Here is a 12,577-nt window from a genome sequence, read left to right as displayed (position 1 = left end):
GTACGGCGCCAACATGGTTCGCGACGCCGCCGGAAAACTCACCGGCCTGTTGGTCGGGATGGAGACCTGGCTGTCGGATCATCTTCCGCCCGTGACTGCAGCCGAGTCAGAATCGCGCGCGCGCATCATGAGCCGCGAAATGGCCGCCGCCGGAGTCACCGCATTCACCGACGCCACCACGCGCAACGGCGCGATCGAAGTCGCGCAGTTCGCCAAGCTGGTGCAATCGAACGCAATAGGCCAACGCGTCGGCGTGATGATCGGCGGCCAGCATCTCGACGAGGCCGATCGATGCGAGCAGCTTGCCCGCGCCGCCGGCATCAGTCTCGCTGGCGCCAAGTTCATGCCGGGCTATCAGTACGATCCTGCCGGCCTGTCGCGCCCGGTGCGGCACGCTCTCGAGCGCGGACTCGATTGCGCGTTCCACGTCACCGAAATCGAAGAACTCGAAGAGGCGATCGCCGCAATCGAAGCCGCCAAAGCTCAATTTTCCGGCGCACAAGAGATGCCGCGATGTCGCATCGAGCACGGCGGGATCATCACGCCTAATTACATCGACCGTCTGATGGCCGCCGGCGTGTGGGTCGTCACCAATCCCGGCTTCATCTACTTTCGCGGTACCAAGTACGCCGCCGAGCCCGGTCTCGTCGCTCATCTCTATCGCGCGCGCAGTCTGAAGGACGCCAACGTTCACCTGGTCGGCGCTACCGACGCGCCCGTCACGCCGGCCAAGCCCTTCGCCGCGATCGTAGCCGCCCTCTCTCGCACGACGATCGACGGCGTCGAGCTCGCTCCCGCAGAAGCGCTCTCGATGCCTGACGCGTTTGCGCTCTTCACCACCGAAGCCGCGCGCCTGGCTCGTCTCGACGCAGGCGTTATCGAGCCGGGCCGGCTTGCCGATCTGATCGTGCTGCCGCGCGACCCGTTTGGGCTCGCGCTCGCCGATCTGATGAACCTCACCGTCGACATAACGATTGTCGGTGGCCGCGTGGTTTACGAGCGCGGTCGTCCCGCGATCGCCAGCAGCGACAGCGCTGACCTGCGCTCCACATAATGCCGTCGAAAACGAATGGTTCAAGCGCGGTTCTCTACGACAAGCGCGGCCCCCTCGCATGGGTCACGCTCAACCGCCCCGCGCAATTCAACGCCTACAACATGGCGATGCGCGACGACCTGTTCCAAATCCTCGCCGCGATCCACGACGATCGCGAAGTTTGCGCGATGGTCCTGCGGGGCGCCGGCCAGGCTTTCTCGACCGGCGGCGATCTCGCCGAGTTCGGGATGGCGCCGTCGCCGATCGTCGCGCGATGGGTCCGCTTTCGCCGTGACGTGTGGGGGATGCTCCGCGCGCTGCCCATCCCGACCATCGCTGCGATCCATGGCTACACCGTCGGCGGCGGACTCGAGATGGCGCTGCTCTGCGATCTCGCAATTGCCGCTGACGATACCCGCCTGTCACTGCCCGAGACCGGCGCCGGCATGATTCCCGGCGTCGCGGGCACGCAAACCGCTGCCCGTCGCCTCGGCCTCGGCCGCGCGCTCGACCTTTGCCTCACTGGCCGTTGGATTGACGCCCAAGACGCGTTACTTGTAGGTATGGTCGCCGAAGTGGTTCCCTTGGCCGATTTGGATCGCCGCGCTCTGACAATCGCCCGCTCGTTCGCACGCGTCAGCCGCGAGCAGTCCGCGCTACTCAAGCTGGCGGTCTGGGGCGGCCTCGATTTGTCGCTGCGACAGGGACTCGAACTCGAACGCCGGCTCTGGAAGCGGCTACCCGCTGGGAGGAATCGCGCGCTGTGAACACCGTCAACTTCGTCACGATCCCCGCTTCGATCGTGCCGGACCAGGAAATCCTGGTCTTCGGGCCGCGGCGCCTTACCTATGCCGAGCTGAACGACCAGGTCTCACGCCTGTGCGCGATCTTCAAGCAGTTCGGCCTGGCGCATGGTGATGTCATCGCGGTCCTCGATACCAACTCCGATCTCTACATTGAGTGCTACTACGCTGCCGCCAAGGCCGGGCTGACGTTCCTGCCGTTGAACTATCGCGCCAAGGATGCCGAGCTCGAATACATGATCAACACCGCCGACGCCAAGGCGTTGCTCGTCGGCGATCGCTACCTCGAACTGATCGCCAAGATTCAGCCCCGCCTGCGCGCGAGCAAAGTCGTCGCGCTCGGCGACGGTGCCCGCGGATTGCCGCGCCTCGCCGATCTCATCGCGAAGGCCGAGCCCGACGAGTCCGAAGCCGAAGTCGAGGACGAGGACATCTCAATTCTGATGTACACGAGCGGCACCACGTCGCTGCCCAAGGGCGTGCAGTTGCGCTTTCGCGATTTCGCCGCCTATGTCACCGCCAACGTCGAGATGGCCGACGGCACCGATCGCGGTGTCGCGCTGGTGTGCGTGCCGTTCTATCACATCGCCGGAACGACCGCGTACATGACCAACATCTGGACCGGCCGCAAGCTGATCATAATGCCGCAGTTCGACGCGAAGGCGTGGCTTGATCTCGTCGCTCGCGAGCACGTCACGCACGCCTTCGTCGTACCTACGATGATGAAACAAATCATCGACGAGCCCGCATTTGCGAAAACCGATCTCTCCACCCTGACCAATCTCGCTTACGGCGGCGCGGCGATGCCGGTGCAAGTCATCCGGCGCGCGATCGAAGTCTTCCCGGAAAAAGTCGGCTTCGTGAACGCTTACGGCCAGACTGAAACCACTTCATCACTCACCGTGCTCGGCCCCGACGATCATCGAATCGAAGGCACGCCCGAGCAGATCGAGCTCAAGCTCAAACGCCTCAACTCGATCGGCAAACCGTTGCCCGACGTCGAGATTCGTGTCCGCGACGAGGACGGCAAGCTTCTCCCGCACGGCCAGGTCGGCGAAATAATCATCCGCACCCCGCGCATCATGAAGGGTTACGCCGGCCGCGACGACGATGCGCGATTGCCCGAGGGATGGCGCGCGACCGGCGACCTCGGATGGCTCGACGACGACGGCTACGTCTTCTTCGCCGGCCGCAAGGACGACATGATTATCCGCGGCGGCGAGAATATCGCTCCCGCCGAAATCGAAACCGTCTTGATGAGCCATCCGGCCGTCGACGAGTGCGCCGTTATCGGTGTGCCCTCCGTCGAATGGGGGCAAATCGTCAAGGCCTTCGTCGTTCCACGTAAGGGAATGAAAGTGGCCGAGTCCGAGCTCGAGGATTTCTGCCGCTCGCGCCTGGCGAGCTTCAAGCGTCCCGAACGGATCGAGTTCATCGACGCGCTGCCGAAAAATCCGCTCGGCAAAATCCTGCGCAAAGATCTACGCGCACCCGCGGGAGGCGTCTGACGCCGCGCGCCGCCAAAAAATCTCGACCGCGTCGCGCCACGCGCTCCGCGTCAGCCGGCTCCATCGACATTTCTTTCGCCAGTGGATGCGTCAGCGCAACGCTTCGATTCCACGGCCCGCGCGCGATTCTGACGCCCGCGATGGCCGTTCGCATGCTCGAGCTGTTCGAGCACGTCGAGGACGACGACGCCGCCCGCATGCTCGCCATCACCGGCGCCGGCTCCGCTTTCTGCATCGGCTTCGACGCCGCAGTAGATCCGCGCCTCGTCGAATCGCTCGCAGTGCTCTCCAAGCCTACCGTCGCGATCATCAACGGCGACGCCTTCGACGAAGGACTCGAACTCGCGATGGCCGCCGACATTCGCGTCGCGATTTCCTCCGCTCGATTCGCGATCACGCAAATAAAACGCGGCACGATGCCCCATTTCGGCGCGACCCAACGCCTCCCGCGCCTGATCGGCGCCGCCAACGCACTCCGCCTGATGTTCACGGGAACGGCTCTGGGCGCCGACGACGCTCTTCGAACTGGCCTCGTCACTTATCTTGCCGGCGATCCCGCCGATCTCGCCGCTACCGGCGGTCGCGTCGCCGAGGCCATTCTGAGCCGCGCTCCGCTCGCCGCGCGCCTGGTCAAGGACGCGGTGCTCAAGGGCACCGACATGACTTTGGACCAGGGCATCAGGCTTGAGGAGGATCTGTACGCCCTGCTACAAACGACTTCCGACCGTGCCGAAGGCGTGCGCGCTTTTCTCGAGAAGCGCAAACCGCTGTTCCGGGGTGCGTGAGTTTTCGGCGCAAGATTTTCTAGTTAAATCATCCGAAAGGACCAGGATCCACGAATGGCAAATCAGCTCGGCAAAGTTTATATCTGCGGCAATTGCAAATCGCAGGTCATCGTCACCAAGGCTGGCAACGGTCAGCTCAAGTGCTGCGGCGTTCCGATGGAACAAAAAAAGTAGCGATCATCTGCGCTGTTCCAGGCGCTATCGCGACAACTGAATGAGGTCCCCCAAATGATTGCTGCGATCATAGTCGGAATAATTGCGGGCTTTCTGGCCGGCAAAATCATGGATGGCTCGGGCTTCGGAGTGATCGGTGACCTCCTGCTCGGCCTGGTCGGCGGCCTCATCGGCGGCGCGATTTTCGGCTCGCCTAGCACTATGATTGGCGCGATTGTCGTCGCAACGATCGGCGCGGTGATCCTGGTGTGGATCTCGCACATGCTTAAGCGCGTCTAGAAAAACAGTCCGCGCGCCGGACTCTTACCCGCTCGCGCGGATGCGCAGACCTTCGGCCTGCTTGCGAATCTGCTCCGGCAGCCTCACTTCGTGCGCGTCGATCCAGTTCGTCTCGAGCCGGTAGAACTCGCGCGCCGGCTCGTAGAACAGGTGAATCACCACGTCGTCGTAGTCGAGCACCACCCAGTGCGCGTGATGCATCCCTTCGACGGCCAGCGCACGCTGCCCGGCCTTGCCCATCGCCTCCTCGATTCCGCGCGCGATCGCTTGCACCTGCACGTCGGAGCGTCCCGTCGCTACCAGGAAATAATCCGCAACTGATTTCAGATGCTCGGCTTCGAGCACGACCAGGTCGTAGGCCTTTTTTTCCAGCGCCGCTTCGGCCGCGGCAATCGCCTTCTTCAGCGCCGTCAAGAAATCTGACCGCGATTGGCCGGCGGGTTCGCCGCTTGTGGATGGTTCGATCGGAATTGAAATGAACGCGAAGATTTAAGCAGAGCGATCCTCAATACAGCGCGTGACGCTTAATGTAATCGACGACGTCGATCGGCACCAAGTACCTGATCGATTCGCCGTGATGCAATTTACCGCGAATTTCTGTCGCTGAAATAGGAAGGAACGTGGTTTCGACAAAAGATAGCGTTTGTCCGCTCGAATGCACGTAGTGATCGTCTGCCTGAGTGTAGCCAAACCGTTTGAGCGCGGCAACTGAAATTCGGGGCGGCCCGTCTTGCCCTTCGGTTAACCTTGTATGAACGGCAAAGTTGCACAGCCGCGCCAGTTCTTCTGGCTCCTTCCACGAATCCAGCTCCGCAAATTGATCCGCGCCCATCAGCAGGTACAGCGTCGCCGGCTGCCGCAGCGTCGCAAGAAAATAACGCACCGTGTCGATCGTGTACGATCGCCCCGCCCGCCGAATTTCCACATCCGACGTCATGAAATGGCGATTGCCCTTGGTCGCCACTCGCACCAGCGCCAGCCGATGCTCCGCCGGCGCCAAATCGCCTTCCGCCTTATGCGGCGGCGACGCGGCCGGGATGAAATACACGAGGTCGAGCTGCAGCGCCTCGCGAACTTCCTCGGCCGCGCGCAAATGCCCGAGATGAATCGGATTGAAACTGCCGCCGAACAGACCTACCCGCATGTGATTTGATTGCGCCCCGTTCAGGCGCGGACTTGTCCGGTCCCGCGCAGCACGTACTTATATGTGGTCAACTCGTTGAGCCCCATCGGTCCGCGCGCATGCAGCCGATTGGTCGATATTCCCGTCTCCGCTCCAAATCCGAATTCGAAACCGTCGGTGAAACGCGTCGAGGCATTCACATAAACGGTAGCCGAATCGACCTCGCGTTCAAAGCGCGCGGCAGTCTCTGCGTCGCCAGTGACGATCGCGTCCGCGAGATGAGACCCGTGACGCGCGATAAACGCGATCGCCTCGTCAATCGAATCCACGACTTTCACCGCCAGTATCAGGTCGAGATATTCCGCGTCCCAGTCTTCGTCCGTCGCCGCGCGCACTGTCGGGACGATTTTTCGGGTCGCATCGTCGCCGCGAATCTCGACCCCGGCCGCCGTCATCCGCGCGACAATCGACGGCAGAAATTTCTCCGCGACCGCCCGATGGACCAACAGTTTCTCCATCGAATTGCAGACTGATGGCCGCGAGCATTTTGCGTTCAAGCAAATTTCCTCGGCCATCTTCAGATTCGCCGCCCGATCCACGTACGTGTGGCACTTACCGTCGAAATGCGGCAGCAGCGGCACAGCCGATCCGTCCAGCGCGTTCTTCAACGACTGGCCGCCGCGTGGAATTATCATGTCGATCAGGTCACGGCTGCGCTTCATCACCTGGATTACTTCGCGATCAGGATCGCGAATAAAAGTCGCCGCATCCGGATTCAAGCGCGCATTCTTCAAAGCGTGAGAAATCAATCCGGCGAGGAACGCGTTGCTGCTAAGCGCTTCGCTGCCCCCGCGGAGCACTACCGCATTACCAGCCTTCAAGGTCAGCGCCGCCGCATCGACGGTGACGTTGGGGCGCGATTCGTAAATCATCGCGATCACGCCAATCGGCACTCTAATCTTTTCGATCTCGAGCCCGTTTGGCCGCGTCCATTTCTCGATCGCCGTGCCAACCGGATCGTCGAGCGCCTCGACTTGAAGCACGCCCGCCGCCATCGCTTCGATTCGCTTGTCATCCAGCGTCAGACGCTCGACGAACGCGCCACCGCGTCCCGATTTGCGCGCGCGCTCGAGATCGAGCGCGTTGGCGCGAATAATTTCCGCACGCGACTCGCGTATCGCGCCGGCCAGCATGCGCAGAAAATCGTTTTTCGCGCGCGTCGTGGCAATCGCCATCGCAGGCGCCGCCGCCCGCGCTCGCCCGATCGCGGCGATAGTATCCGCTTCAACCGTCATCCAATGAAGGATATATATCGACGCCGATCAAATAAACTGTGAGCAGTCCGGGAGCGTAAGCGAAAAGCGGGTGAGGATGCGCAACGACGCTATCGAATCGAAATCAGTGGCCGCCACCGACGCGCCTGCCGCTGCGATTCCTCTCCTCCCGATGCTCACCTGCGTCGCGGCCGGACTCGCGCTTGCCTACACTCCCGTTCTCGTCTGGCGGATAAAGACCGGAACGTGGGTATGCATGCAGCAACCGGAAACCTTCTACTACCTTCAGATCGCGGCGCAGGCTTACTACAACCACCTCTGGTACATCAGCGATCCGATCGTTGCCGAGGGCGTCACATTCTATCCGTGGCTTCCATTCGTTCCCGTGGTGTTTGTCGCTCGCATTTTCGGACTGAGTATCTTCTCCGTCGCCTTGATCTGGTCGCTCATCGCCGGATTGGGCATTGGCGCAGGTCTTTACTTGCTATTCTGGTGGTTTCTTCGCCGGCCCTGGGTAGCGGCCGGACTGACTATATTTTGTTTGTCGGACTCCGGATTTTGCGCTGGATTGGAAGGCCCGTTCGTGATCGTTTCCCAAATGAGACGGATAGTGAGTGCGCTTGTCGTTCATCCCGTTGGAGATCTGCTGTCGTTTCCTTTTATTCTGTGGCGCGCGCCCGATCCCGCACTAGATCTGCCGTTCCTATTTCTCCAAATCGTAGCCGTATCGAATGCGCGGGAGCGTCCGCGCTCGCTCAACCTGTGGCTGTCCGGTTTGGCGTTCGGCCTGTTGTTCTATCTCTTCTTCTACCTGTGGACGATGGCCGCGGCGGCCCTCTTTATCGCGTGGCTGCTCGATCCGGCCGGCCGCCGGGTCTACCGCTGGACGCTGTCGATCGGCTTCGCCATCGGCTTGCCGGAATTGGCGATGAGCCTGTACTCGAGAGCGTTAGTGTCGGCTGAAGCGATCGCCCGATTCGGAATGTTTGTCCATACCTCGCGAACCGCCAATGTCGACTATCCAATCGTGTCGGTCGCGATCGCCATCGTTGTGGGTCTTTGGATCTGGAGAACTCGCCGCGTCGAATTGATCTACTTGTTGAGTCTGATGATCGCCGGAATACTACTTAGTGATAGCCGCTTGATCGCGGGTATCTCTTTTCATGAGTATCACTTCGAGTGGCTATGGTGGCCCGTTCGACTTGTCCTGATACTAATCGTAATAGCTACTGTGGCAGAACCATGGATACCACGGCGTCCGAAGTACGTAATCGCGCTATCGACTTTCGTTCTACTCTACTTGCTAGGCGCAATATACTTGAACGCGATCGAAGTAACTCGCACCCGCTTCGGAAATCAACAGCTCGATGACTTCGTAAGGTACCGCACGCAGCGGATGGCGCCCGGAGTCGCTCCGCTTATCCCACGCTCGATCGTCGCCGGGTCCGAACACTTCTGCGAGTTGGCCGGGGTCGCCGAAAACCAGCGGATGCTCAGCGGATGGATAGTGCCGACTAGCACGACTCTCGACAATTCAAGCTGGGAGACCAGAACCGCCCTTAACGCATTTCTGAGCGGAGACACCCGTGCGGATTTCGTCCGCGATACTGCGGAGAACGTGGGCGATTACTGGTTCCTCGAACCGATCCAACCGAAACTGAGAGAAGGTTTCATTCGCGAGTTCGACGACGTGACGCGAGATCCCGACAAGGCTATCCGCGTCCTCGAAGTGCGCTACGTAGCACTGCCCACTGACAAGTCTCCTACCCCCTACATAACATCGCGATTTCGCCTGCTCCAGCCAGGTTTATATTGGCAAATCTGGCAAATAAGAGAGTTCTAAAAGCGCTACGCGATCTCCTTGATCAGCACAAAATTGTCGCGATGGATAATCTCGTCGGCCACCTTGTACCCGAGCAGTGTCGGGATCTCAGTCGAGCGCCGGCCGGCGACCTTGAGCACATCTGACGCGGGATAATTTACGAGTCCTCGTCCGAACTCGACGCCGTCGGGATCGAACAGGCTCACGCAATCGCCGCCGCCGAAATCTCCGCGCACCTCGCGCACGCCCGACGGCAGCAGAGACCGCCCCCGATTGCAGAGCGCGTCGGCCGCGCCCTTGTCGACCGCGAGCGATCCTGCCGGCCGCAGTGCGAATGCTATCCAATGCTTGCGGCTTTTGAGCCGCACTCCGGCTGGCACAATCAACGTTCCCGCCTCGCGCGCCGGGTCCAGCGCGGCGGTGACGACTCCGGCTTCGCGGCCACGCGCGATTATCACCGCGATTCCGGCGCGCGCCGCCTGGCGTGCCGCCTTCAGCTTGGTCGCCATCCCGCCGACACCGAGCGGACCCGCGTTCTCGGCCACCAGCCCGCGCATCTCGGCTTCCGGATCGGTGATTACAGGAATCAGCCGCGCGTCGCGGCGCTCGCGAGGATCGCCGGTCAGCACGCCATCGACGTCGCTCAGAATGATCAGGAGCTGCGCCTGCACGAGGCTCGCGACCAGTGACGACAGCACGTCGTTGTCGCCGAGCCGGATTTCCTCGACCGCGACCGTGTCGTTTTCGTTGACGATCGGAATCACGCCCGCGCCGAGTAATTCGGCGATGGTCTGGTTTGCATTCTGACGGCGCCGGCGTTCCGCCAAATCCTGATGAGTGAGCAAAATCTGCGCGACGCTTCGATCGTTGGCCCCGAACGCGCGCGCCCACGCCGACATCAGCTCGATTTGCCCGGTTGCCGCCGCGGCTTGCCGCGCTGCGATAGTGGCGCCGTGAAGTTTCGACAACCGCGCGCGTCCCGCGGCGACCGCGCCTGACGTGACGATCACGATTTCCTGGCCCGCGCGCACCGCCAATTCGATCTGCGCCGCGAGCTGCTCGATCACATCGACGCGCAGGCCGTCGAGGTCCGACAGCACCGCACTGCCGACCTTGATCACGACGCGCCGCGCGCGCGCGACCGTCGATTCCTTATAGTTCAGTTGAGACATGCGCCGGCTGGTCCATCGAATGAAGCATTCGCGCGATCGCGGCGACCCGCGGCGCCAGCTTTTCGCTTTTGTCGGCCGAAATCGGAAATACCTCGAGGCCGGTGAGCTCGCGCAACTTGCGCGCGATCTTTGTCACCTCAGCCGCCTCGAGCAGATCTATTTTGTTGAGCGCGACGAGCGCCAGCCGCTCAGCCAGCATCGGATCGAACGCCGCGATCTCCCCGCGCACAGTCGCGAACGCGGTCGCAGGATCGTCGGTCGCGTCGATCACGTAAACGATAAGCCGCGTGCGCATGATATGCCGCAAGAAACGAATCCCCAGCCCAAGCCCCTTGTGCGCTCCTTGGATCAGCCCGGGGATATCCGCGAGCGTGAAACTCTCCTCGTCGGAAATCGACACGCGGCCGATATTTGGCGCCAGCGTCGTGAAAGGGTAGGGCGCGATCTTCGGGCGCGCCGCGCTGAGCGCGGTCAACAGCGTCGATTTGCCCGCATTGGGAAGTCCCACGAGGCCAGCCTCCGCGACCAGCCGCAATTCCATGCGGATCCATCGCTGCTCGCCCGCCGTTCCGGGTGTCGCGATTCGCGGCGAGCGCCGCGTTGACGACGCAAAATGCATATTGCCGCGGCCGCCCTCGCCACCTTGCGCGATCACCGCCGTATCTCCCGGCATCACGAGATCAGCTAGCGTCTTGCCGCTTTCCTCGTCGAACACAATCGTGCCGGGCGGGACTCGCACGACGATGTCGTCGGCGCCGTGACCGTATTGTTCCTTGCCGCGACCGCCTTCGCCGTCTTTCGCGACCAGCCGCGGCTGATATTTGAAATCGAGCAGCGTCGACAGGCCTTCATCGACCTGCAAGATTACGCTGCCGCCGCGCCCTCCGTTGCCGCCCGCCGGCCCGCCGAACGGCCGGTACTTCTCGCGCAAAAACGCAATCGCGCCGTCGCCCCCCTTGCCGGCGTGCACGAATACCCTGGCTTCATCGATAAATCGCATTTTTCAGGGTCTGTTCGCGTGGCGAAACCTACAGGCAAATCTCCGCGAGCGCGCGCACCGTGTTGATATCGCCAGTGCCTATCAGCATCGTCTCCACCGGCGACGCTTTCCACGCCTTGAGCCGGTCCGCGATTCGCTCGCGATTGCCGACCAGCGCGACTTCATCGACCAGCTTGTCCGGCACCATCGCCATCGCCTCGGCCTTCTTGCCGGCGAGGAACGCGTCCTGGATTTTTCCCGCGACGTCTTCGTACCCGAGCCGCTTGGCGTAATCGTTGTAGAAATTTTTCGCGCGCGCGCCCATCCCGCCGATGTACAGCGCGAGCATCCCCTTCACCGGCATCCGGCATTTCTCGACGTCCGGGCCCATGTAGCATTGGACGAACGGCGCGACGTCGAAATTGTCGTGGCTCTTTTTACCGCCGGTCTTCGCGAACCCTTCTTTCAGCGGCGCGTCATAGATGTCCCATCGCTCCGGATTCATCCAGACCGGAATCACGCCGTCGGCAATCTCCCCCGCCAGCGCTATTCCCTTGGGGCTGATCGACGCGGTGTAAATCGGCATGTCCTTGCGCCCGTGCAGGATACTCTTAAGCGGCTTGCCGAGGCCCGACGCGCCCGGCCCCGTGTATGGGATGTCGAATTCCTTGCCGTGATGCTCGACGGGAACTTCGCGCGCGAGAATCGTGCGGACGATCTCGATGTACTCGCGCGTGCGCTGCAACGGTTTGCCGTACGACACGCCGTGCCAGCCCTCGACCACCTGAGGACCCGACGGCCCGATGCCCAGGATGAAGCGCCCGCCCGACAGTGCGTCGAGCGTCATCGCGGTCATCGCAGTCATCGCAGGCGTGCGCCCCGGCATCTGCATAATACCGGTGCCGAGCCGGATTTTTTTGGTGTTCGCGCCGATCCACGCCAGCGGCGTAATTGCGTCGGAGCCGTAAGCCTCGGCCGTCCAAACAGAGTCGAAGCCAGCGCGCTCCGCCTCGAGGATCGTGTCCATCGGCAAGCCCATCTGCGCGCCCGAATAGCCGGAGAGTAAACCTAGTCGCATCGAAATTTCCTCCATCGCGGAAACGTCCGCGTCACGCGTCGTTCAAAAAAAGAAGCCCCACGGCACTGCCGCAGGGCTTCATCTCAATCTCGTTCTAACGATCTAGGCAGACGCCCCTGCAGTGTCGCCGGCGGGGAGCGGCTCGACGCTCACTTGCCGCTTCTCACCCTTCGGCTCGTACTTAACCACACCGTCGATGAGCGCGTAAATCGTAAAGTCGCGGCCGAGCCCGACGTTGCGCCCCGGATGCACGCGGGTGCCGAGCTGGCGGATGATGATATTGCCGGCCTTGACGGTCTGGCCCGCGTAAATCTTGATACCCCGGCGTTGGCCCGGACTGTCGCGGCCATTGCGCGTCGAACCCTGTCCTTTTTTGTGCGCCACGCAGTGTCTCCCTGGGATGAGCGGCTTTCTGAGCCGCAGTTCAATTAGAAATTCGCGCGACGACTATGCGCCGGCGGAAATTTCCTCGATCTTGAGAACCGTCAGTTCCTGCCGATGCCCGCGTTTGCGCCGGTAGTTCTTGCGCCGCTTTTTCTTGAACACG

Annotated in this window: 15 protein-coding genes; 7 read left to right on the top strand and 8 right to left on the bottom strand. The window is 61.9% G+C overall.

Going from position 1 to position 12,577, the window contains the following annotated elements:
• The 6 genes from VIW95_RS03570 to VIW95_RS03545 form a co-directional block, all read left to right on the top strand.
• On the top strand, window positions 1-1,054 hold a 1,054-nt coding region (locus tag VIW95_RS03570; RefSeq protein WP_331584039.1), incomplete at its 5' end, for an amidohydrolase family protein.
• Window positions 1,054-1,800, top strand: coding sequence for an enoyl-CoA hydratase/isomerase family protein (locus tag VIW95_RS03565; RefSeq protein WP_331584038.1), 747 nt, complete (start codon window positions 1,054-1,056; stop codon window positions 1,798-1,800). The genes VIW95_RS03570 and VIW95_RS03565, both read left to right, overlap by 1 nt.
• A complete protein-coding gene (locus VIW95_RS03560; protein WP_331584037.1) occupies window positions 1,797-3,344 on the top strand; it encodes a class I adenylate-forming enzyme family protein in 1,548 nt (515 codons plus the stop codon). The genes VIW95_RS03565 and VIW95_RS03560 overlap by 4 nt, the downstream gene beginning before the upstream one ends.
• 140 nt (window positions 3,345-3,484) lie before the next feature.
• The gene (locus tag VIW95_RS03555) at window positions 3,485-4,129 is read left to right on the top strand and encodes an enoyl-CoA hydratase/isomerase family protein (protein WP_331584036.1); all 645 of its coding nucleotides are present in this window, start codon (window positions 3,485-3,487) and stop codon (window positions 4,127-4,129) included.
• A gap of 54 nt (window positions 4,130-4,183) precedes the next feature.
• Window positions 4,184-4,303, top strand: a complete 120-nt coding sequence (locus tag VIW95_RS03550; protein WP_331584035.1) for a hypothetical protein — start codon at window positions 4,184-4,186, stop codon at window positions 4,301-4,303.
• A gap of 54 nt (window positions 4,304-4,357) precedes the next feature.
• Window positions 4,358-4,582 (top strand): GlsB/YeaQ/YmgE family stress response membrane protein, encoded by a 225-nt coding sequence (locus VIW95_RS03545; protein WP_331584034.1) that lies wholly within the window; start codon window positions 4,358-4,360, stop codon window positions 4,580-4,582.
• Between the two features lie 24 nt (window positions 4,583-4,606).
• Here VIW95_RS03545 and rsfS read toward each other — a convergent pair whose 3' ends face one another.
• The 3 genes from rsfS to VIW95_RS03530 all read right to left on the bottom strand — a co-directional run bounded on the left by rsfS (window position 4,607) and on the right by VIW95_RS03530 (window position 7,000).
• Window positions 4,607-4,996: a ribosome silencing factor gene (gene rsfS / locus VIW95_RS03540; RefSeq protein ID WP_331584033.1), complete on the bottom strand. Its 390-nt coding sequence runs from the start codon at window positions 4,994-4,996 to the stop codon at window positions 4,607-4,609.
• 91 nt (window positions 4,997-5,087) lie between these two features.
• Window positions 5,088-5,726, bottom strand: a complete 639-nt coding sequence (gene nadD, locus VIW95_RS03535; protein WP_331584032.1) for a nicotinate-nucleotide adenylyltransferase — start codon at window positions 5,724-5,726, stop codon at window positions 5,088-5,090.
• Between the two features lie 20 nt (window positions 5,727-5,746).
• Entirely contained in the window at window positions 5,747-7,000 is a 1,254-nt protein-coding gene (locus VIW95_RS03530; RefSeq protein ID WP_331584031.1) for a glutamate-5-semialdehyde dehydrogenase, read from the bottom strand.
• A 76-nt stretch (window positions 7,001-7,076) separates the two neighbouring features.
• Here VIW95_RS03530 and VIW95_RS03525 point away from each other — a divergent pair, with 76 nt between their 5' ends.
• Window positions 7,077-8,822 (top strand): hypothetical protein, encoded by a 1,746-nt coding sequence (locus VIW95_RS03525; RefSeq protein ID WP_331584030.1) that lies wholly within the window; start codon window positions 7,077-7,079, stop codon window positions 8,820-8,822.
• Between the two features lie 5 nt (window positions 8,823-8,827).
• On the opposite strand, the gene proB is transcribed toward VIW95_RS03525, so the two are convergent.
• From proB to VIW95_RS03500, 5 genes are all read right to left on the bottom strand, one after another.
• Window positions 8,828-9,973: a glutamate 5-kinase gene (gene proB / locus VIW95_RS03520; protein ID WP_331584029.1), complete on the bottom strand. Its 1,146-nt coding sequence runs from the start codon at window positions 9,971-9,973 to the stop codon at window positions 8,828-8,830.
• Window positions 9,954-10,973 carry a GTPase ObgE gene (obgE, locus tag VIW95_RS03515; RefSeq protein ID WP_331584028.1) on the bottom strand — a complete coding sequence of 340 codons (1,020 nt, stop codon included), beginning with the start codon at window positions 10,971-10,973 and terminating at the stop codon, window positions 9,954-9,956. Before obgE ends, proB begins: the two co-directional genes overlap by 20 nt.
• A 28-nt stretch (window positions 10,974-11,001) precedes the next feature.
• The gene (locus VIW95_RS03510) at window positions 11,002-12,030 is read right to left on the bottom strand and encodes an LLM class F420-dependent oxidoreductase (protein ID WP_331584027.1); all 1,029 of its coding nucleotides are present in this window, start codon (window positions 12,028-12,030) and stop codon (window positions 11,002-11,004) included.
• A gap of 102 nt (window positions 12,031-12,132) precedes the next feature.
• Entirely contained in the window at window positions 12,133-12,414 is a 282-nt protein-coding gene (rpmA, locus tag VIW95_RS03505) for a 50S ribosomal protein L27 (protein ID WP_331584026.1), read from the bottom strand.
• Window positions 12,415-12,477: 63 nt separating this feature from the next.
• Window positions 12,478-12,577: bL21 family ribosomal protein (locus VIW95_RS03500; RefSeq protein WP_349259282.1), on the bottom strand; the 100-nt coding region annotated here is incomplete at its 5' end.

Origin of the sequence: Binatus sp. (SeqCode) (assembly GCF_036522015.1) — a bacterium.
Classification (GTDB): domain Bacteria; phylum Desulfobacterota; class Binatia; order Binatales; family Binataceae; genus Binatus.
The sequence above is the reverse complement of the archived record's forward strand: the minus strand, read 5'-3'. Positions and strand labels throughout refer to the sequence as shown.